We start from the raw sequence: 20,448 nt of genomic DNA, 5'->3' as shown, positions 1-20,448 counted from the left end.
GTCCATGGACCAAGGTGACATCGCCCCGGACTTCACCCTTCCCGACGACAAGGGCGAGCAGCGCACGCTGTCGGACTTCCTCTCGTCCGGCCCCGTCGTGCTGTTCTTCTACCCCGCCGCGATGACCGGTGGCTGCACCGCGGAAAGCTGCCATTTCCGCGATCTGGCCGCCGAATTCGCCGAGGTGGGCGCGCACCGCGTCGGGATCAGCCCGGACGCCGTCGCCAAACAGCAGGAGTTCTCGGCCAAGCACGGTTTCGACTATCCCCTGCTGTCCGATGTGGACGGTGTGGTGGCGAAACAGTTCGGCGTCTGGCGCAAATTCAGCCCGCTGCACGCCAAGCGGCACACCTTCGTCATCGACACCGACCGCAAGGTGCTCGAAGTGATCAAGAGCGAACTGAAGTTCACCGTGCACGCCGACAAGGCACTGGCCGCCTTGCGCGAGCGCGAGACTAAGGGCGCTTGAGCCGCCAGATCCTGGTGACACCCGCGCAGGCGGGGGCGAGCGGTGGTTCGGTGGCCTCGGCGCCGACCATCGTGAATCCCAGCCGTGCGGGCACGGCACCGCTCGCGACGTTGTTCTCGTCGTGCCGGATCTCGATCTCCGGCGCGCCGAGCCGGAAGGCCTCGTCGGCCAGGAGCCGGGCGGCCCTGGTCACGAAACCGCGACCGGTGTGGTGCCTGCCGAGCCAGTAGCCGATCTCGATCCGATCCGGATGCACGATCATGCCCGTACCGCCGACGATCTCCTCCTCGACGAGGATCGCGAAGTCGTAAGTCTTGCCTTCGGCCCAGTTTCTGGTGGTGTGCTCCAGGAAGTCGGCGGCTTCGCGACGGCCGTAACCGTGGGTGGCCCAGCTCATCCAGGCACCGAGATGCGCAACGGAATCCCCCGCGACGGCGGCGAGGGCTTCGAGCTGCCGCGGCTGCCAGCGGCGCAGCGTGACGACTTCGTCGGCGAGGGTCTCGGCGGGCGGTTCCATCCGCCCATGGTGCCTCGCCTCCACCCCGGGCGCCCCCGGTTTTCCGGCCCCGCGGACGCCGGGAACCGGGATCAGGTCAGGATCGCGCTGTCCGGGATCTCCGTGTCGTTCTTCAGCGCGTCGAAAAGCAGCTTCGACTTCGTCTTGTCCCAGTTCTCCGCCGAGCCGTTGGTCACCGGCACCGTCGTGGTGACGACGCCACCCGAGGAGATCCCGCGCATCGCCAGCGCCAGTCCCACCAGGTTGTGCACGTGGTCGCCGGAATCCATCGTCAGCGCGTCGGGCGCGGTCGACAGCAACGGGAACAACGAGAACGGATTCAGCAGGGTGCCGGGGCTGCCGACCTCGCTGACCAGCGCGCCGATGAACTTGCGCTGGTTGGCGACGCGGTCGAGGTCCGAGCGCGGGGTCGCGTCGCTGTGCCGCATGCGGACGAATCCGAGCGCCTGCGGGCCTTGGAGGTCCTGGCAGCCCGCGGGGATCTTGATCCCGGTGAGGGTGTCCTCCATCGGCTTCTCGACGCACATGTGGACCCCGCCGATCGCGTCGACGATCTTGGCGAACCCCCCGAAGCCGATCTCGGCGTAATGGTCGATGCGCAGGCCGGTGGCGCCTTCGACGGTCTGCGCGAGCAGCCTCGGGCCGCCGATCGAGAACGCCGAGTTGATCTTGTTCTTGCCGTGCCCGGGGATGGTGACCTGCGAGTCGCGCGGAAGGCTCAGCAGCGTCGGCTTGGTGCTGTTGGCCGGGACGTGCGCGATCATGATGGTGTCGGTCCGCTTGCCGCCGCCGGCGGCCTTGGAGTCACCGGTGACCAGCTTCTCCTGCTCCGCGGGCGTCAGCCCGTCCCGGCTGTCGGAGCCCACGATCAGCCAGTTGGTGCCTTCGGCCGCGACGGGGCGGCCGGAGTAGTCGGCCAGGGCGTCGACACGGTTGATGGAGAACTCGAGGTACACCCACACGCCGGCGAGGAAGACCACGAACACGGTCAGCAGGGTGACCAGCACCTTGCCGAAGCTCCAGCGCTTGCGCCGGGCCGGCGGCCTCGCGCCATCGGCCGGGCGGCGGGGAGGGGGCTGCGGCGGGCCGGGACGGCGCGGTGGCGGACCGGCGGGGCGTTCCCGGCCGCCGTGCCCCATCGGCGCCGTCCGCTCGTCGTACGGGCTGCTCCCCCGGCCTGGCAGCGGCATCATCTGCGCCGGTTGGTGCCGCCGGGGGCGGCCGGACGGCGGCCGCTGTGGCGGCATCCGTCGCCCTCGGTCGTCGCCTCCATACGTCATGCCGAATCACCCGTCCCGATGTCGCGTGCAGGGCCCAGTCAACCGCAGACCCTAGGTGAAGGACGTACGGCACCCCGCATCGGTTGGGTGGCGTTCATCGTCCGTTTTCGGCGAATCCGAACTGGTGGACCTCGAGATATCCCGAGCGGAACCCCGCTTCGGAGTACGCCGGGCAGAACTCCTGCATCCGCTTGAAGACGTCATCGAAGTCCAGTCGGTACTTTCGTCCCACCGCTGGGTGGAAGGTGCGGGTGTGGTCCTGGCCGGACTCGCGCGCGTCCTCCGGTTTCAGCCCGGTGCCCGCCGGCGTGCCCTGCTCGACCGACGTGGTGGACGGGACGAGCCCGCCGGGGAAGAGGGCCTTGTGCACCCGGATGTACGAACGGGCCGGGGCGAGCATGCGTTCGTGGTTCATGGTGATGGAGTACTCCTCCCGCCGGTTCAGACCGGGATCCGCAGCCGTTCCGAGCTCGGCCGGTCCCAGGCCCCACTCAGTGTTTCGTCGATTCCCCCGGCTTCGATCAACTCGAAGATGAAAGCCCGTACGAGGCGGTTCCAGACGCGAGACCTGCGTAGCATCGCGTGCCCTTCGCCACCGATCTCGAACCGCGCGGACCGCGACGCCACCTTTTCGGCGCGTTCGGCGAAAGCATGCGAGGCCACCGGATCGGTCATCCGGTCCTTGGTCCCGTGCGCGATGAGCACGGCGCGACCGCCGAGGGCGTCGATGGATTCACCCGGTGGTGTCCACGGCGCCAGCGCGCAGACGCCGACCACGGCCGGATCGTCGGCGACGCGCAGGGCGACCCGCCCGCCCATCGAATGGCCGACGAGGATCACCGGCGCGTCCGGATGCTGCTCGTGGATCCGTTCCAAGGCCCGGCGCGCGTCGGCGAGGGCGTCGGTACCGCGGTCGTTCCAGCCGTAGACCCGGTTGCGCAGCAGCCGCACCTCGACCCCGTGCCGCCGTCCCGCCCGGTGGACGTCCTTCGCCAGCGGCACCATCCGCTGGTACGCCAACCGCCACGGCGCCACCCTGGCATGACTGTGCTCCGCGCCGCCGTGCAGTACCAGCACCACGGCCTTCACCTGGCCGCGTGTTCGCCACGTACGCACCGCGGGATCAGCCTCGCTCACCCTGCACCCCTCCAGTCTCCGGAACCCCGGCCGCAGTGGTCGGGTCGACCTCGATCATGACCCGATGTATTCCACTTCGGCCATTGGTCCACGCGCTACATTCGTCGCTGACCTCCAGACGGAAGGACGGATGTGGTGAGCACCACCGAACGTTGTGCAGACGTCGCCGAACGGCTCGCGGAAGCCGAACGGGGCAACGCGGCGCAGATCCGGAAATCGGCCGAGCTGATCCTGGGGGTCATCCGGGCGGATGCCCTGGTGTTCACCGCCGGCGCCGGGCATTCGCTGGCCGCGGTCGCCGAGACCTTCTATCGCGCGGGCGGGCTCGCCTGCGTGTACCCGGTCTACCACCCCGAACTGCTGCCGCTGCACGGCGCGCAGCACAGCACCAAGACCGAGCGCCGCTCCGGGCTCGCCGAAGAGGTGCTGGCCGAGCGCGCGCCGGGGCCGGACGATCTGCTGGTGGTGTTCTCGACCTCGGGTGTCAACCCGTACCCGGTCGAACTGGCCGCCGGGGCGCGGAAGCGCGGGGCGTCGGTCATCGCGGTGAGTTCGGCCGCGTCCGTGGCCGCGGCGCCCAGACGCGCGGCGACGACGCTGATCGAAGAGGCGAGCATCGTGCTCGACTCCCACGTCCGCCCCGGCGACTCGAGTTACCCGCCGGACGCGCCGCGGACCGCGCCACTGTCCACCGTGATCAACGCGTTCCTGTGGAACCTGGTCCTGGCCGAGGTCGTGGACCTCGGCGCGGCGCAGGGCGTCGACGTCCCGCTGTGGCGCAGTTCCAACGTGGACGGCGGCGACGAGGCCAACGCCGCGCTGCTGGCCAAATACGGTGAGCGGGTCCCCGCCCTCCGGTGAGCTGCCCGGCTCGTCCGTGCCGTGACCGAGATCCGGGACATCGTGCGGTGAAGGCCTCCTTCCCTGCCGTCAGGGCGGGCAAGGAGGCCTTCACCGGCCACCGCCGCTCATGAGCCCGACCCGAGGGTCAGGCGGCCGCGGGCTCCTCCGAGAACTGCGTCAGGTACAGCGCCGCGTAGCGCCCTTCCCGCGCGAGGAGCTCGTCGTGCGTTCCCCGCTCGACGATCTCCCCGTGCTCGATCACCAGGATCTGGTCCGCCGCCCGCACCGTCGACAACCGGTGCGCGATGACCAGCGCGGTCCGCCCGTCGAGCGCGTCGGTCAGCGCCTCGCCCACGGCGGCCTCGGACTGCGAGTCCAGATGCGCGGTCGCCTCGTCGAGGACGACGACCCTCGGCTGCGCCAGCAGGAGCCGCGCGATGGTCAGCCGCTGCCGTTCCCCGCCGGAGAGCCGGTAACCCCGCTCCCCCACCACGGTCTCCAGCCCGTCGGGCAGCTCCCGGATCAGCTCGGCCAGGCGCGCCTTCTCCAAGGCCGACCAGATCTCGGCGTCGGCGACGCCGGGCCGCGCGTATTCGAGGTTCGCCCGGATCGTGTCGTGGAAGAGATGCCCGTCCTGGGTCACCACGCCGACGGTTTCCCGCAGGGCGGCGAAACCCAGGTCCCGAACGTCCACATCGGACAACCGGACCGATCCGGCGTCGACGTCGTAGAGCCGCGGCAGCAGCGAGGCGATCGTCGACTTACCCGCCCCGGACGAACCGACCAATGCCACCATCTGTCCCGGTTCGGCGCGGAAGCTGATGCCGTGCAACACCTCTTCCCCGCCCCGGTGATCCAAAGTGGACACGTCTTCCAGTGACGCCAGCGAGTACCGGTCCGCCGCGGGATAACCGAACCGGACGTCCGAGAACTCCACCGAAACCGGTCCTTCGGGAACGCGGCGCGGCTCCGGCTTCTCTTCGATCATCGGCTTGAGGTCGAGCACCTCGAAGACCCGCTCGAACGACACCAGCGCCGTCATCACGTCCACCCGGACGTTCGCCAGCGCGGTGAGCGGCGAGTACAGCCTGGTCAGCAGCAACGCCAGCGCCACGACGGTGCCCGGCGCGAGCGCCCCGGTCAAGGCGAGGTAGCCGCCCAGCCCGTAGACCAGGGCCTGCGCGAGCGCGAAGACCGTGGTCAGGCTGGTCAGGAACCAGCGCGTCAGCATCGCCGTCCGCACCCCGATGTCGCGCACCCGCCCGGCCCGCGCGCCGAAGTCACCCGCCTCGCGCTCCGGGTCGCCGAACAGCTTCACCAGTGTCGCTCCCGGCGCGGAGAACCGTTCGGTCATCTGCGTGGTCATCGACGCGTTGAGCTGGCCGGCTTCCCGCTGCAGCGCGGCCATCCGCCGTCCGAGCCGCCGCGTCGGCAGGATGAACACCGGCAGCAGCACCAGCGCCAGCAGCGTGACCTGCCAGGACAGCGTCATCATGACCACCAGCGAAAGCACGAGCTGGATCACGTTGGTGACCAACCCGGACAGGGTCGCGGTGAACGTGCGCTGCGCGCCGATGACATCGTTGTTGAGCCTGCTCACCAGCGCACCGGTGCGGGTGCGCGTGAAGAACGCGACCGGCATCCGCTGCACGTGCCGGTACACCGCGAGCCTCAGGTCGAGGATGATCCCCTCGCCGATCCTCGACGACTGCGCCCGTTCCGCCAGCCCGAGTCCGGCATCGATCAGCGCCAGCGCGGCGATCACCACGGCCAGCCAGACCACCAGCGAGACCTCGTGCCCGCCGACGATCGCGTCGACCACCTTCCCGGCCAGCACCGGCGTGCTCACCGCCAGCACCGCCGAGACGACGGTGAGCACCAGGAACACCAGCAGTCTCCGCCAATGCGGCCTGGCGAACCGCGCGACGCGGCGCAGCGTGCCCTTGTGCAGTCCCTTCGGAACGTCGGCCGACTTCATCGCCGAGTTCATCAGCGACCAAGTGTTGTCCATGAGAACCCTCTCCTCGCCCCCAGAACCTCGATATTAGTCGAGAGTTTTCCCGGATATAAGCATGACCAACACCGGAGTACACCGGATGCTTCCCGGTTCCCGCGTCCTCTTTCCGGCGGACGTGGCAGCGTCGGTAGCCTGAACCGGTGACCATGGACCCCGACCGGCGACGACTGACCACGGACCTGGTGTTCTACACGGGCTGCCTTGTCTTCGCCGTCCTGAACACGGTCGTCGCGGAATTCTACGGCTATCGCGTGTGGGCAAATTTCGCTGTAGCAGGTTACGGTCTCGCCGTAGTCCACTCCGGCTGGCTGCTGGTCGCCGCCCGGCGCGGCGAACGCCTGCCCGGCGCGCTCGGTTCGCGGTGGCTCGGTATCGGGGCGATCGGCCTGTTCGCGATGATCCTTCCGTTGGGAATGCTCGTCATTCGCCGTCTGACCGGAGTGGACTGGCTTGTCACGCCGAATTCGTGGGCCGCCCAGCCCGAGGTCTGGGTGATCGAACGGTCGGCGAAACTCCTTCTGGAGAACGGAACCCCGTACGTCGACGTCACCGCGCTCGGTCGCGCGGTGGAAGTAAACGATTACACGCCATACGGTCCGGTGATGACCGTCTTCGGCCTGCCGCGCGCCTTTTTCGGCGGCGGACCGATCGCGAACGCCCTCACCGACGCGCGCTGGATGTTCGCGCTGGCGGCCGTCACGTGCGTATTGCTGACGCTGCGGCTGCTGAAGTGGCCGAAAATACCGGTCAGTGCGGCGCAACTCGCGCTCGCCTGCCCGCTGACGGCGCTGACCTGGGCCGTCGCCGGCCCGGATCTGGCCATCGCCGGCCTGCTGGTGCTGTCCTTCGCGCTGGCCACGACCGGCCGGGCGGTGCTGTCGGGTCTGGTGCTGGCACTGGTGATCAGCGCGAAACTCATCGTCGCGCCCGCGATCGTGGTGCTGGGTGTCCTGGTGATCACCCGGCGTGGTCCTCGCGCGCTGACCGGATTCGCCGCGGCGCTCGTGGTGACGACCCTGGCCCTGCACGTACCCGTCTACCTGGTCGACCCCCGGGCGTTCGTCGAGCACGTCTTCCGGTTCCCGCTGGGAATCGGCGTGCTCGAGTCACCGGCGGCGAGCCCGTTGCCCGGTCATCTCATCGCCTCGCTCGGCCCGGTGGGCACGGCGGTTTCCTTCGCCCTGCTCGGGATCGCGGCCGTCGCCATCCTGATCTGGCTGCTGCGCCGTCCTCCCGCGACCGGCTCGGACGCGCTGCTGCGCATGGCCGTCGGGCTCGTCGCGCTCATCATGCTCACTCCGGCGACCAGGTACGGGTACCTGGTTTATCCGCTGGTTTTGCTCGGCGCCAGGCTGGCCTTCCTGGCCGCGGAAAGCCGTGAACCAGCGGTCCCCGGAAAGGGAACTGCGCCCCCCGCGCAGCAGTCCGCTACTTCCTCGTGACTACTTCTTCTTGACCCTGGTGGCACCGCCACGGCCGCGCAGCTGGACGCCGGACTCCGAGAGAACCCGGTGCACGAACCCGTACGAGCGACCCGTGGACTCCGCGAGGGCGCGGATGCTCGAGCCCTTCTCGTATTTCTTCTTCAGGTCAGCGGCCAGCTTGTCACGCGTGTTGCCGGTGATCCGCGCGCCTTTCTTGAGATCAGCCACGTCGATCGCCTTCCCGCCGAGAGTGTTCTGGGCCACATAACGGCCCCTGTCGCCGCAATGATCGAACACTGAGCGCCGGAATGCCAGACGACGAGCGCAAAACTGGCGAAACCGCGATCACATTGGGCCATTTCAGTGGCCGGATGGCATCGATCAAGCACCCGAACGGACGCAGGCGTCACGCAAGCTGGACAAGTTCCAGATAATCCGCCGACCAATGGTCCTCGGTTCCGTCCGGCAGCAGGATCACGCGTTCCGGCTCCAGTGCCTCGACGGCGCCCGGGTCGTGCGTCACCAGGACGACGGCGCCGGCGAAGCTGCGCAAAGCGTCGAGGACCTGGGCACGGCTGGCCGGGTCGAGGTTGTTCGTCGGCTCGTCGAGCAGCAAAACGTTGGCAGCGCTGGACACCAGACCGGCGAGCGCGAGCCTCGTCTTCTCACCGCCGGAGAGGGTGCCGGCGGGCTGATCGAGTTGCTCACCGGTGAAGAGGAACGACCCGAGAAGGTTCCGCAACTCTTGCGCACCCGTATCCGGGGCGAGGTGCCGGATATTTTCCCACACGGACGCGTCATGGTCGAGCGTTTCGTGTTCCTGTGCGTAATAGCCCAAACGCAATCCGTGACCTGGAATGGTCTCCCCGGTATCCGGAGTTTCCATTCCGCCGAGCAGCCGGAGCAAAGTCGTCTTTCCCGCGCCGTTCAATCCGAGTACGACGACCTTCGAGCCGCGATCGATGGCGAGGTCGACTCCGGTGAAGATCTCGAGCGAACCGTAGGACTTCGAAAGGCCCTCCGCGGTGAGCGGGGTCCGGCCGCACGGCGCGGGTTCGGGGAACTTGATCCGGGCGACCTTGTCGGCTTGGCGGGTCTCGTCGAGCGCGGACAGCATCTGCTCGGCGCGGCGGGCCATGTTCTTGGCGGCCACGGCCTTCGTCGCCTTGGCACCCAGTTTCGCGGCCTGCTGCTGCAGCGCGGACGCCTTCTTCTCGGCGTTCGCGCGCTCACGGCGGCGACGCTTCTCGTCGGTGGCGCGCGCGTCGAGGTAGCGCTGCCAGCCCATGTTGTACAGGTCGAGTTCGCCGCGGGTCGCGTCGAGGAACCACACCTTGTTGACCACGTCCGCGAGCAGTTCGACATCGTGGCTGATCACCACGAGGCCGCCGTCGTGCTGCTTCAGGAAGCCGCGGAGCCAGTTGACGGAGTCGGCGTCGAGGTGGTTGGTGGGCTCGTCGAGCAGCAGGATCGTCTCGGATTTGCCGCCCGCGCCCGCTTCGGCGGCGGCGAACAGGATCCGGGCGAGCTCCACGCGTCGGCGCTGACCACCCGACAGCGTCTGCAGCGTCTGCTCCAGCACCCTGTCGGCGAGGCCGAGGTTGGAACAGATCCGCGCGGCCTCGCTCTCGGCGGCGTAGCCACCGAGGGACGCGAAACGCTCTTCGAGCCGACTGTAGCGGTTGACCGCCTTGTCGCGTTCCTTCTCGTCCGCCAGCTCCGACATCGCGGTCTGCGCTTTTTCCATGTTGCGCAGCAGGGCGTCGAGGCCGCGCGCGGAGAGCACGCGGTCCTTCGCGGTGACGGACAGGTCACCCTCGCGGGGGTCCTGCGGCAGGTAGCCGAGCTCGCCGCTGCGGCGGACCTCCCCGGCATACGGCTCGCCCTCCCCCGCCAGCACCTTGAGCGAGGTGGTCTTGCCGGCGCCGTTGCGGCCGACCAGGCCGATGCGGTCGCCCTGCTGGATGCGGACGTTGGTGTCGTCGAGCAGAATGCGCGAACCCGCACGCAGCTGCAGGCCAGAGGCCGTGATCACGGGAACTCCCGGTGAAAGGGGTGGATGAGCGGACAGCTTCGACTCGCCTGCCGTCGGGCAGACGAGGAGCTCACTCCAAGAGGATGTCCACGCGATCAGTGTACGGGCCGGTGTCGAACGGTTTTATCGCACCGTGCCCGACGTCACGGTCCGGAGAGGGTGATCTCCACCGCGACCGCCCGTTCGGCCGCGTCTTCGAGCACCGTGCGGCGCGGTTCGGCGATGTCGAGCACACGGCGTTCGGCACGCTGGAACAACGGTGCCAGCCGCCTGTCCTCGCGGAGCGTTTCCAGCGCCCGCCGGTCGCCGCCGAGGACCACAGCGTCCACTCGGGACAGTTGCGGGACGAGCACGTCGAAAGCGTCCTCCGCGGCGGACCGAAGCGCTGTGCGTGCTTGTCCTTCCCTGCGCCGCGCGAATCGCTGCTGCGACCAGCCACCCGCCGCGGACCGGCCTTGGACCCGATGCCGGTCCGTCCTGGACTGGACGACCACTCCCCCGCGCGCGATCCCGACACTGTGCCCGCCGCGGCGCACCAGCAGGAGCGCGATCCGTCGGGAGAGGAGTGCGTGCCCGATGAGCGGGCCGACGGCGAGACCTGGCACGGTTCCTTCGGCGTTCAGCGGTTCGAACGGAACGCTCGCGACGGCGACGACGCCGTTGTCCGCGGTGACCGTGACGGTGTCCGCCGCGAGTTCCGTCGAGCGAACGCCGTCGTTGCGGACGGCGAAGCGGGCGTACCAGCCTTCGAGGCGGTCCGGGGCGACCTCGACCGCCCGGCCCCCGCCCGCCACCTGCCGCTCCTTCGCCATGGATCCAACGTACGGGCCCCGAGCGGATCAGCAACCCCGCACTCACGTGCTCAGAGACGTAACTCGCGTGCTTGGAGACGACATTCGCGTGCTTGGAGACGTAACTCGCGAGTTACGTCTCCAAGCACGCGAGTGTCACGTTCAAGCACGCGAGTTACGCCTTCGCGCCGGTGGCGCCCAACGCGCGTGAACGCCCCCTTCCCTCGGCTGAGCCAGGGAAGAGGGCCTTCACACAAAAGGACTAGACCGGCTTCACCGGACCACGTCCGACCGACCTCCCCACGCCCGCGGGCCGTTCAACCGCGGCGGGCTGGACGAAACCGTTGATGTGCAAGGAGATCGAGCGGATCGACCCGGTGTCGCCACCGGCGACGTCCACCGCGGTGAACTTCCAAATGCCGTCGGCCGTACCGGCGGCCAGGCCCCCGAGCGGCTGCGCCGGCTTGTAGGTGCCGGTGAACGGCGCGTTCGCCGCGCTCACCGAGCTGAACGCGGTGGCCGCGTTGTCGGCGAAGACGACCTGGCACAGGTTGTTGCCCGAGCCGCCGCTGCGCTGGAACACGGTCGCCTTGGCACCCGAGGGTGACGTCAGCGTGCCGACCAGGTCGCCGGCATACGAGTGGTCGATGCCCACCGTCGTCGAGGCCTGGTCGGCGTTGCAGACCGCCCCGTCCACCGAGAACGTCAGCTTCGACGCGCGCCCGACCCCGCTCACCTCGATCGGCACGGTCACGCCGGTCGGGTCGCTGTCCGGGATCGCCAGGGCGGCACCGGTGTAGGCGAAGTCGCGCGACACCGGCGACGGGGTGCCGACGGGCAGCGAGAACGTGGAGGTCGTCGGCGAGTACGAACCCGCGAAGGTCACGCGCGCGTTCAGCACCACCGGCACCCCGAGTTCCTGCGTGGCGGGAACGGTGATGGTGAAGTCGTTCACGCCGGTCTGGCCGGGGCTGATCGTGCCGTACGACTTCGACCGCGGCGCCACCGTGACACCGGGGGTCGGGCTGGAGAGCACGACACTGGTGGACGTCGCGGTGCCGTCGCCGCGGTTGGTCACCGGCAGGGTCACCTTGGCGGTGTCGCCCGGGTCGAGCGCGGAGCCGCCGTCGGCCGGGGTGACCGTCGGCCGGCCCGCAGACGCGAGCGGTTGCGGGCTGGCACCGGTGTAGGCGAGCACCTTGTCGGCGAGGATGACGCCCGCGCCGCTGGAGTTGTCGCGGCCCGGGGTCAGGATGTCGACGGCGGTGTTGACGAGCGCCTCGCGTACGTCGGCCGGGGGCAGCCCCGGATTGCCCGAAAGCACCAGGCCCGCGATCGCGGCGGCGTGCGGGGCGGCGGCCGACGTACCGTAGAAGGTGGTGAAGCCGGTGACGCTGGTGGAGACGCCGTCGGCCGCGGTGATGTCCGGCTTGGCGCGGACCTCACCACCGGTCCCGGACACGTTGCCCGGGGTGATCGGCGTGCCGTCGGCCTGGTAGAACATTCGCCGCGGACCGTCCGAAGTGAACCGTTCGACCTTCGTGGCGGCGCCGAAGGCACCGGGGAACGGGCCCGCCGGGTTGGCCGGGTCGCCCGGTTCGAGCGCACGCGGGAACGCCTTGGCCGCCGGGGCCGCCGCGACGCTGAACGCGTCCCGCGCGGCCGAGTGGCCCACGGTCACGCCAGGGCTGGTGTAGGCCTTGAGACCATCGGCCGAGTCGGAGAAACGGCCCCGCAGAGCGGAAAGCGAAAGGTAACGGCCTTCACCGGAGAACTTGACGATGGCCAGCCGGAGCCCGATGCCGCCGGCGGCGGGCGTGTCCACCCGCTCGTAGGCGTCCTGGGTGCCGGTCTGGTTGTCCTGGCTGAAGTCCACGACGTCGCCCGCCGCGTTCAGCAGGTACAGGTCGTAGTCGTTGTTCGAGGCGCCCAGCGGGTCCGACCAGAACAGCGTGACCGGAATCCGCGCCGAGGAGGCGTCCGAAATCGGCTCGAAGATCTGGTTGCCCGCGGCACCGGCGAAATCGTGCGCGGTACCGGCGAACTTGCCGACGCCCTTGCCGGAGTCGACGAAGTCGCCTTCCCAGTGGCCCGAGGTGCCGTCGGCGACGTTGCCCTCGTTACCCGCGGAGGAGAAGTAGAGCGCACCATCGGCGGTCACGTCGTTCACGGCCTGGGCGATGATCCAGTCCTGGAACGGCGATTCCTTGAAGTACAGGACGTCGTCGACGATGACGTCGCACCCCGCGTCGAACCGCAGCTTGCGGATGTTGTCGGCGAAACCGGCGTCGGAGTTGAACGCGCTGGCGAAACCGAGCGACGCGTTCGGCGCGAGATCGTGGATGATCTCGAGCATCGCGGTGCCCTCGTCGCCGTCACCTTCCTGGCCGGGGATCACATCGACGCCCGCCGGGAGTTCGCCGCGCGCTTGTGACGTCGCGAGCGAGTCGATGCCGTCGGACAGCGCGCAGATCTTGGTGCCCACCCCGGTGACGCCGAACTGCTGTCGGGCGGTGTCGGCGTTGTGCGCGCGGTCGCCCTCGCTGGTGAGCGGTCCTGCCGCGATGCCGGGCCGTCCCTTGGCGTCGAGGGCTTTCTTCAGCTCGTCGGCGATCCGGACGGCCTTCTGTTCCTTGCCCTCCCGTTTGCCCGCGGTGGCGGGCTCGGCGAGCTGCCGGGCGGTGAACGCCTCGTTGGCGGTCTCGACCTTCTTGACGTCGGCGCGGCCCGCGATCGCCGGGACCGCGTTCAGCGGAACCTCGGCACGCACACTGCCGTAGCGCTGCGACACCGCGCGAATTCCCGCACCGGATTCACGCAGTCCCTTGAGGAGTTCTTCCGAGACCTGGCCCCGGATGTCCACGAGTACGGTGCCGGCCGCGGAGACGTTCGCCCCAGACCCCAGTGCGGGAACCGCGGAAGCCGGCATCCGCTGAGCGCGGAGTTTCTGTTCGACGAGCAATCGGCTGTCCACTTTGGACTCACCGATGTGCTGGCTCTTCTTGATCGACTGCAGGGCCTCGATCTGCCGGACGGTGTTCGCCGAGAACGCGTCCGGGGACGAGCCGCTTTCCGCCACCGCGACGGGCGGGCTCACCAGGCCCAGCGCGGTGACGAGGGCAGCGGTGCCCGCGGTCAGGATCGTTCTTCTTCTCCTGCTAGAACGGGTTGGACGCACGTGCGCCTCCGATTCCTGGGCGCGTGCCCCGACTCACGCTGACCGACGCCGGCGATCACCGGCTCGATCAACCTAAGTACCGAGCGTGCGCCGGCGGCAGGAGCCGTTCGGGTGACGTCGGCGGGAGATTCTCCGGATTCGGGCGCGGGCCGTGGGCCGTTCAGGGTAATCGCGTCGCTACAGGACGAACGAATCCGACCAGGGCTGCGAAGCACGGCCGGACAAGCCGTCCAAAAGGGTCACCGCCTGCTTGTCCGTCAGCGATGCCACGAAGTCCACGACCGCCCGTCCTCGTGCCAGACCGCGCACGGCGTCGGCACCGGTGACCGGTTCCCCGGTCGCCCCGATGAGCAGTTCCGGCGACGTCCGCGCCAGTGTGGAGAACTCGGACCGCGCCAACTCGACCAAGTCGTGCAACCGTCGCGGTAGCCGGTAGAACTCGTCCCGGTCGAGCAGCCAGGCGTCGAGCGCGTCGACCAGGGTGGTCACCAGGCTCGCCTGCCCGCGCTGGTGCAGCGCCAATTCCGGGCGTAGCAACACGAATTGCCGGTGCACGAACTTCAGCACCTGCACCTCGTGCCACTGCGCGGGCCGCAGGGTGAGGTGCCCCGTGCGGGCCGAAGGCGACGCGACCACCTGCACCCCGTCGACGAGCCGCGCGGTCCACTTCGCGGAGAAGGCGGCGGTGGCCTGCTCCGCCTCGATGGAACCGTCGAACCCGGTGGCCAGCAGGCCGTCGACGAGTTCGGCGCGGACACGGGCCACGGCGCTGGTGAAGGCGTCGTCGTCGACGATCCAGCCGTCCTTGGCGTGCATCCGGCGGCGCAGCCGTTCCAGCGAACGGCCGGGAAGCCGCCGTTCGGCGGTCAAGGTCGCGTCGTCCAATCCGGCCAGTTCCAGCGCGTGGTCGACCCAACCGGCGAACTCGGCCGCGACCGGCGCGTGCTGCAGTACACCGATCCGGTGGAAGTCCTGGAGGTCGTGGATGGCATAGGCGATGTCGTCCGCGGTGTCCATCACGGACGCTTCGACGGTCTGCTGCCACGGTTCGATGCGGCCGTCGAACGGGGCCCGCGCCTGCGTGAAGTCGTCGAGTTCGGTGCTGTAGGCGGAAAACTTGCTCGCGCCGGTGCCGGGGGCGTCGGCCGGTTCGGCCGCGCCGCGCGGCTGGACGGGCATCGAGGTCGGATGCGGATCGGGCACGTGCAACCGCGCCCACGGGTACTTCAGCACCGCGGCGCGCACCGCCGTGGTGAGATCGAGCCCGGAAGCCGACGGGCCGCGCACGTCGGTGGTGGTGATGATGCGGAACGACTGCGCGTTGCCTTCGAAGCCGTCCGCGAGACCGAAGCGGTGGCGGGCGATCCGGTCCAGGGTCTGCTCGCCGAGATGGCCGAACGGCGGATGCCCCAGGTCGTGCGCGAGCGCGGCGGCCTCGGCGACGTCCGGATCGCAGCCACCCAGCTTCGCGGCGAGTTCGGCGGAATCGCCGCTCGCGTTGATCCGCTCGGCGATGGCGCGCGCGACCTGGGCGACCTTGAGGCTGTGCGTGAGCCGGTTGTGCAGCAACCCGGCGCCCCCGGCGCTGACGACCTGGGTCACGCCGCCGAGCCGGGCGAAGAACGGCGAGGCGGCGATCCGGTCCCGGTCGATCCGGAACGGGCTCGTGGCGAGATCGCTGAACCCGGCGTTCGCGTTCTCCGGGTCGCGCCGCCATGCCCTCGGGTCCGTCTGTTCCATGCGGCACACCGTATCCGGCGCGGCTTTGAGACACTGCCCAGGTGGCGGACGTAGTGATCGCGGGCGGGGGCCCGGCCGGGCGAGCGCTCGCACGTGCCTGTGCCCGGCGTGGCCTGGAGACGACCCTGATCGACCCGGCGCCGGGCAGGCGCTGGCGGGCGACCTACGGCCTGTGGGCCGACGAGCTGCCCGCGCTGCCGGAAAGCGCCGTCGCCTGTGCGCCTTCGGCCACCTTGGCCTTCGGGACCCGGCCGCATGTGCTCGATCGGCAGTACCTGGTGCTGGACAACGCCGGCCTGCGCACGTGGCTGGACGGTGGCTACGACGTCGTCACCGGGACCGTGTCCGGTGTGGACCACGGCGCTCGGGGGTCGACAGTGCGCCTCGATGGCGGCAGGGTCCTCGCGACAGGTCTCTATGTCGACGCCTCCGGTGCCCGGCCGCGGGGCAACCGGTACGAACAGACGGCGTTCGGTGCCGTCCTCGCGGCCGAGGACGCGCTGCGGCTGGTCGACGGCCCGGACACCGCCGTGTTCATGGACTGGCGGGAGACCGAGTCCGGATTCCTGTACGTGCTGCCGCTCGGTGACGGCTCCGTCCTGGTCGAAGAGACCTCGCTGGCCCGCAAACCCGGTCTGCCGCTGGAAGTACTGGCGGCACGGTTGCGCGCCCGGCTCGAGGCCGTGGGGCTGACGTCACGCGGGCGCGAGGAGCGCGTGCGGATCGTGCTCGACGTGCCGGTGCCCCGGCGCGGCCGGACGGTGCCCTTCGGTGCCGCCGCCGGGCTGGTGCACCCGGCGACCGGGTACAGCGTCGCGACGTCGGTGCGGCTCGCGGAGCCGGTGGCCGACGCCGTCGCCCTGGCCTGGGACCGAGGGCCCGCCGCGGTCGCGACGGCGGCGCACCGGGCGCTGTGGCCGTCCTCGGCGCGTACCGTGCACGGGTTGCGGCGACACGGGTTGCGCGCGCTGTGCGGGATGCCGTCCGAATCGGTACCGGTGTTCTTCGATCTGTTCTTCACGTTGCCCACCCCGCTCCAGCGGGCCTTCACCAGCGGTCGTGAAGATCTTCCGGGTACCGTCGAAGCGATGTCGGCATTTTTCCGATTGTCACCATGGCAAGTGAGAAAACACCTGATCGGGTGGCGTGCGTTACGCCGTTCTAGGTAACCCGGGTGCCTGCACGATGAACATCAGTCGACACGTATTTCGTTTCCTTCCGGCACCCGCGAACATGCGCTTGTGACGTTGCAGATCGCTGTCCGCTTCGCTTACCAGCCGTTGTACAGCCTGCACACCGGTGGCGTCGTCGCGTTCGAGGCCTTGGCACGGCCGGGCCGCGGCACCGCCCACGAACTGCTCGCCGACGCCCGGCGCAGCGGCAGGCTGGCCGAGGTCGACGTCGGGCTGGCCGCCGAGGCCGTCCGGCAGCTGCGCGAGCCGCAGGCCGCCCTCCCCCTGCACCTGAACCTGTCCGCACGGACGGTGGCCGCACCGCCTGCCCACTTCGACCCGCTGACCGAGGCGCTCGGCCTGGCGGGCCGCCGGACCAGGGACGTCGTGCTGGAGATCGGGCCGCCGTTCACGCAGATCCCCGCCGACCTGCTGCTCACCGGTATGCGGCGGCTCACCGACCTCGGGTTCCGGCTCGCGCTCGACGGCCTCGGCCGCGGCGACCTCCCGCTCACCCTGCTCGCTTCGGCGCCGGTGGACCTGGTGAAACTGGACCGCAGCGTGCTGCGCGGCCTGCCGCACGACCCGGCCGCCGTCGCGGTGGTCGAAGCGGTGCTGCATTTCGCGTCCCGCACCGACAACCGCCTGGTCGCGACCGGGCTCGAGACCACCGACCAGCTGGAGTCCGCCCGGCGGCTCGGCGTGCGCATCGCGCAGGGCAACCTGCTCGCCCCGCCGGACGGCGACCACGCGCCGCTGCCCGCGCCGGACGCGCCCGGTCCGCTGGTCCCCGGCACCGCCCGCGCCCGCCGCGTCGGTGACTTCCTCCGGCCCGCGACCACGCTGCCGGAGGACGCGACCTGTGACGACGTGCGCGAGGTGCTGGCCGCCGCCGACGGGCCGAGCGGCATCGTCGGCATCGACGACCGGCACCGTCCACAGTGGTCGATCGACCGGACGCGGTTCCTGCTCGCGGTCACCGGGTTGTACGGCCACGCCCTGCACGCCAAACGGCAGGCGTCGCGGCTCGCCGACCGGCCGCACACGATCCACGCCGACGCGAGCGCGCTCGAATTCCTCGAACTGGTCACCGACGCGGACTGGGGCCGGACCGGTGACGACGTCGTGGTGGTCGACGACCGCGGCCGGTGTGTCGGTGTGGTGCTGGTGAACGAGGTCGTCCGCGGGGTCGCGGAGGCGAAGGTCGAGGAGGCGGTCTCGTTGAGCCCGCTGACCCGGCTGCCCGGCAGCGACGCCGTCGCCAGGGACGTCGATCGCCGGATCAACGCGCGGGAGCCGTTCGTCGCGGCGTGGCTGGACGTCGACTCGTTCAAGACGGTCAACGACACCGCCGGGTTCGCCGCGGGCGACGACCTGATCCGCACGCTCGGCCGGACCCTCACCGATCTCGAGGCCCGGCTGCGCCGGATGCGCGTCAGCCACGTCGGCGGGGACGACTTCCTGATCGCCTGCGACGTCGACGAGATCGGCACGGTGGCCGCGGCACTGCTGGACACGCCGTGGTCGGCCGACGGGCTGCCGGTGACGGTTTCCCTGGCGACCCTGGTGTGCGGGCACGGCGCGATCGGGTCCTACAAGGACGCTTCCCGGCTCTTGGCGCCGCTGAAGAAACGCGCCAAGGAGGTTCCCGGGTCGAGCTGGGTGCTCGGACGGCCGGGTTCGGACCGCGTCGAGGTGTTGCGCGGGATCCCGACGCGCGGCCTTCCCGCGCAACGTGCCGCCGGCTTCTGACCCCGTCGCGATTCGTCATCTCCTTGCGATGGTCCGCGCGGGGATCATCGCAAGGAGATGACGAATTGCGGGAGAGACAGAGGGCGTAGGCGGCGTGGTAGGCCGAGAAGCGTTCGTCGACCTCGCCGGCGGCGCCCCGCGCCGTTCCGACGTGCCCGACCCCAGCAGGAGACGAGTGCCGTCGATATCCCACCGGGAGCCCTGCCGCGTTCAGCCCGCCGGTGTGACGAAGCCGGTGTCGTAGGCCTTGATCACGGCCTGCGTCCGATCCCTCGCGCCGAGTTTCGCGAGCACGTTCCCGACGTGTGTCTTCACCGTCTGCACGCCGAGGTACAGCTCGCCCGCGATCTCCACATTGGACAGTCCGCCCGCCATCAGCCGCAGCACCTCGCGTTCGCGTTCGGTGAGCCCGGCACGGGCGAGACCGTCCTGCGGCCCCCGGTTCGCCCGCTGCGCGGCCAGCCGCCGGATCGCGGCCGGGAACAGCAGCGACTCCCCCGCCGCCACCGTCCGGATCGCCGTGACGATCTCCTCGGGCCGGGCCCGCTTGAGCAAGAACCCGCTGGCACCGGCGAGCAGGGCGTCGTAGACGTAGTCGTCGTTCTCGAAGGTGGTCACCACGATCACCTTCGGCGGGTTGTCCATGGTGGACAGGAGATGCGCGGTCGCGCGGATCCCGTCGACCGAAGGCATCCGGACGTCCATCAGCACGACGTCCGGCCGGAACCGCGAGACCAGTCCCGGCACCTCGGCCCCGTCAGCCGCTTCGCCCACGACCTCCAGGTCCGGCTCGGAGGCGACGATCGCCCGCAGCCCCGCCCGGATGAGCTGCTCGTCGTCGACCAGCAGCACCCCGATGCTCATCGCCGCTTCCCCCATGGCACCGCCACCTCGACCCTCCAGTATTCGTCCGCGCGCCCCGCGGTGATCGTGCCCCCGAGCACTTCCACGCGTTCCGTCATTCCCCGTAGCCCTCGGCCGCCCCCGTCCCGCGACGGCGCCGCGGTGCCGAGCGGGTTGGCCACCCGCAACCGCAAGAGCTCCGCTCCGGCGTCGACGAGGACCGTCACCGGCACCTTACCGGCGTGCCGCAGCGCGTTCGTCAGGCATTCCTGCAAGATCCGGTACGCCTCGCGCGAGACGACAGGCGGCACCGAGGCCGGTTCGCCCCGCACCTCCGCGGTCACTTCGGCGCCCGCCAGCCGCGTGGCCTCGACCAGCGCGGGCAACTCCGCCAGCCCTGCTTGCGGCGCCCGTGACGACGCCTCGTCGCGCAGCAGTCCGAGCACGTGGTCGAGATCGTCCAGCGCGGCCCGTGCCGAGTCCTCGATCGCGGTGAGCGCCTGTTCGGTGAAGCCGGGATCGGTCCGCAGGGTCCGGCGCGCCGCCCCGGCCTGGATGGTCACGACACTGAGCGCGTGTCCGACCGAGTCGTGCAGTTCCCGCGCCAGCCGGTTGCGTTCGGCGAGCTGTTCGGTGCGCTTTTCCAGCTGCGCGATCCGTTCCGCGGCGGAGATCCCCAGCAGGCTCTTGGCGCAGCGGGTCAGTACCGCGCCCGCTCCCCACACCACGTAGGCCAGCGCCACGACGCCGAGCAGGAACGCCACCGGGATCCACGCGCCCGCCCAGCCCTTCGGCACCACGATCGGATCCGCTGTGGACAGTGCGATCCGGCCGGTGAACGGGGCCGCGATCGTGAACCCGAAACCGACCGGGACGAACAGGCTCGCCAGGCTGACGGCGCAACCGGTGCCCACGTGCAGCAGGTACATCGCCGTCGACCGCAGCCGGACGGGCCAGTTCCCCGCGGGCCCGAACGTCACTCCCGGCACGGGATCGTCCAGCAGCTCCCGGACGGCCGCGCCCTCCAGCACCCGGACGGCGGGGATGAACGACGACGCGACGATCACCAGGACGAGGGTGATCGCCGCGATGACGAGCCCGCGCTCCGCCGTCACGACGAGAGGCAGCAGCGACGGCACCACGATGGCGGCGAAGAGCAGATACGGCACGCTCAGGGCGCCACCGAGGATGAAGTAGACCCACCTGCGGTAGGTCGCCCGGTCCACGAGCGGGCCGAAAAGTCGCATGCG

Annotated in this window: 17 protein-coding genes; 5 read left to right on the top strand and 12 right to left on the bottom strand. The window is 70.1% G+C overall.

The features are described from left to right. Window positions 1-4: 4 nt before the first annotated feature. The gene (locus P3102_RS13955) at window positions 5-469 is read left to right on the top strand and encodes a peroxiredoxin (RefSeq protein ID WP_276369521.1); all 465 of its coding nucleotides are present in this window, start codon (window positions 5-7) and stop codon (window positions 467-469) included. Here P3102_RS13955 and P3102_RS13950 read toward each other — a convergent pair. The 4 genes from P3102_RS13950 to P3102_RS13935 all read right to left on the bottom strand — a co-directional run bounded on the left by P3102_RS13950 (window position 456) and on the right by P3102_RS13935 (window position 3,403). Further along, window positions 456-986, bottom strand: coding sequence for a GNAT family N-acetyltransferase (locus tag P3102_RS13950; RefSeq protein WP_276369520.1), 531 nt, complete (start codon window positions 984-986; stop codon window positions 456-458). The genes P3102_RS13955 and P3102_RS13950 overlap by 14 nt on opposite strands. Window positions 987-1,057: 71 nt before the next feature. Beyond that, a complete protein-coding gene (locus tag P3102_RS13945) occupies window positions 1,058-2,233 on the bottom strand; it encodes an LCP family protein (protein ID WP_276369518.1) in 1,176 nt (391 codons plus the stop codon). 127 nt (window positions 2,234-2,360) lie between these two features. Continuing rightward, entirely contained in the window at window positions 2,361-2,681 is a 321-nt protein-coding gene (locus tag P3102_RS13940) for a hypothetical protein (protein ID WP_276369516.1), read from the bottom strand. A gap of 26 nt (window positions 2,682-2,707) precedes the next feature. Further along, entirely contained in the window at window positions 2,708-3,403 is a 696-nt protein-coding gene (locus P3102_RS13935) for an alpha/beta fold hydrolase (protein ID WP_276369514.1), read from the bottom strand. A gap of 132 nt (window positions 3,404-3,535) precedes the next feature. Between P3102_RS13935 and P3102_RS13930 the strand changes: the two genes are divergently transcribed. Next, window positions 3,536-4,264: a sugar isomerase domain-containing protein gene (locus tag P3102_RS13930; RefSeq protein ID WP_276369512.1), complete on the top strand. Its 729-nt coding sequence runs from the start codon at window positions 3,536-3,538 to the stop codon at window positions 4,262-4,264. Window positions 4,265-4,391: 127 nt separating this feature from the next. Here P3102_RS13930 and P3102_RS13925 read toward each other — a convergent pair whose 3' ends face one another. Further along, entirely contained in the window at window positions 4,392-6,257 is a 1,866-nt protein-coding gene (locus tag P3102_RS13925; protein WP_276369510.1) for an ABC transporter ATP-binding protein, read from the bottom strand. Window positions 6,258-6,403: 146 nt separating this feature from the next. On the opposite strand from P3102_RS13925, the gene P3102_RS13920 reads away from it, so the two are divergent. Further along, the gene (locus P3102_RS13920) at window positions 6,404-7,705 is read left to right on the top strand and encodes a glycosyltransferase 87 family protein (protein ID WP_276369508.1); all 1,302 of its coding nucleotides are present in this window, start codon (window positions 6,404-6,406) and stop codon (window positions 7,703-7,705) included. On the opposite strand, the gene P3102_RS13915 is transcribed toward P3102_RS13920, so the two are convergent. The 5 genes from P3102_RS13915 to dgt form a co-directional block, all read right to left on the bottom strand. Beyond that, window positions 7,706-7,915 carry a helix-turn-helix domain-containing protein gene (locus P3102_RS13915; RefSeq protein WP_003071237.1) on the bottom strand — a complete coding sequence of 70 codons (210 nt, stop codon included), beginning with the start codon at window positions 7,913-7,915 and terminating at the stop codon, window positions 7,706-7,708. 178 nt (window positions 7,916-8,093) lie between these two features. After that, entirely contained in the window at window positions 8,094-9,722 is a 1,629-nt protein-coding gene (locus tag P3102_RS13910) for an ABC-F family ATP-binding cassette domain-containing protein (protein ID WP_276369506.1), read from the bottom strand. A gap of 143 nt (window positions 9,723-9,865) precedes the next feature. Beyond that, complete coding sequence (locus P3102_RS13905) at window positions 9,866-10,534, bottom strand: acVLRF1 family peptidyl-tRNA hydrolase (protein WP_276369504.1); 669 nt, start codon at window positions 10,532-10,534, stop codon at window positions 9,866-9,868. 241 nt (window positions 10,535-10,775) lie between these two features. Next, a complete protein-coding gene (locus P3102_RS13900) occupies window positions 10,776-13,655 on the bottom strand; it encodes a S8 family serine peptidase (protein ID WP_276371166.1) in 2,880 nt (959 codons plus the stop codon). A 213-nt stretch (window positions 13,656-13,868) separates the two neighbouring features. After that, on the bottom strand, window positions 13,869-15,431 hold the full coding sequence (gene dgt / locus P3102_RS13895) for a dGTP triphosphohydrolase (RefSeq protein WP_276369502.1): 1,563 nt from the start codon (window positions 15,429-15,431) through the stop codon (window positions 13,869-13,871). A 41-nt stretch (window positions 15,432-15,472) separates the two neighbouring features. Here dgt and P3102_RS13890 point away from each other — a divergent pair, with 41 nt between their 5' ends. Both P3102_RS13890 and P3102_RS13885 read left to right on the top strand, forming a co-directional pair. After that, on the top strand, window positions 15,473-16,600 hold the full coding sequence (locus tag P3102_RS13890) for a lycopene cyclase family protein (RefSeq protein WP_276369500.1): 1,128 nt from the start codon (window positions 15,473-15,475) through the stop codon (window positions 16,598-16,600). Window positions 16,601-16,672: 72 nt separating this feature from the next. Further along, window positions 16,673-18,355 carry a GGDEF domain-containing protein gene (locus tag P3102_RS13885; protein ID WP_276369498.1) on the top strand — a complete coding sequence of 561 codons (1,683 nt, stop codon included), beginning with the start codon at window positions 16,673-16,675 and terminating at the stop codon, window positions 18,353-18,355. Window positions 18,356-18,565: 210 nt separating this feature from the next. Here the strand turns inward: P3102_RS13885 and P3102_RS13880 are convergent, their stop codons facing one another. Beyond that, a complete protein-coding gene (locus P3102_RS13880; protein WP_276371164.1) occupies window positions 18,566-19,219 on the bottom strand; it encodes a response regulator transcription factor in 654 nt (217 codons plus the stop codon). After that, the gene (locus tag P3102_RS13875) at window positions 19,216-20,445 is read right to left on the bottom strand and encodes a histidine kinase (RefSeq protein WP_276369496.1); all 1,230 of its coding nucleotides are present in this window, start codon (window positions 20,443-20,445) and stop codon (window positions 19,216-19,218) included. The genes P3102_RS13880 and P3102_RS13875 overlap by 4 nt, the downstream gene beginning before the upstream one ends. Window positions 20,446-20,448 lie beyond the last annotated feature (3 nt).

The sequence above is a fragment of the Amycolatopsis sp. QT-25 genome (genome assembly GCF_029369745.1).
Classification (GTDB): Bacteria; Actinomycetota; Actinomycetes; order Mycobacteriales; family Pseudonocardiaceae; genus Amycolatopsis.
Note: the sequence above shows the minus strand (reverse complement) of the source record. Positions and strands in the feature narration are given on the sequence as shown.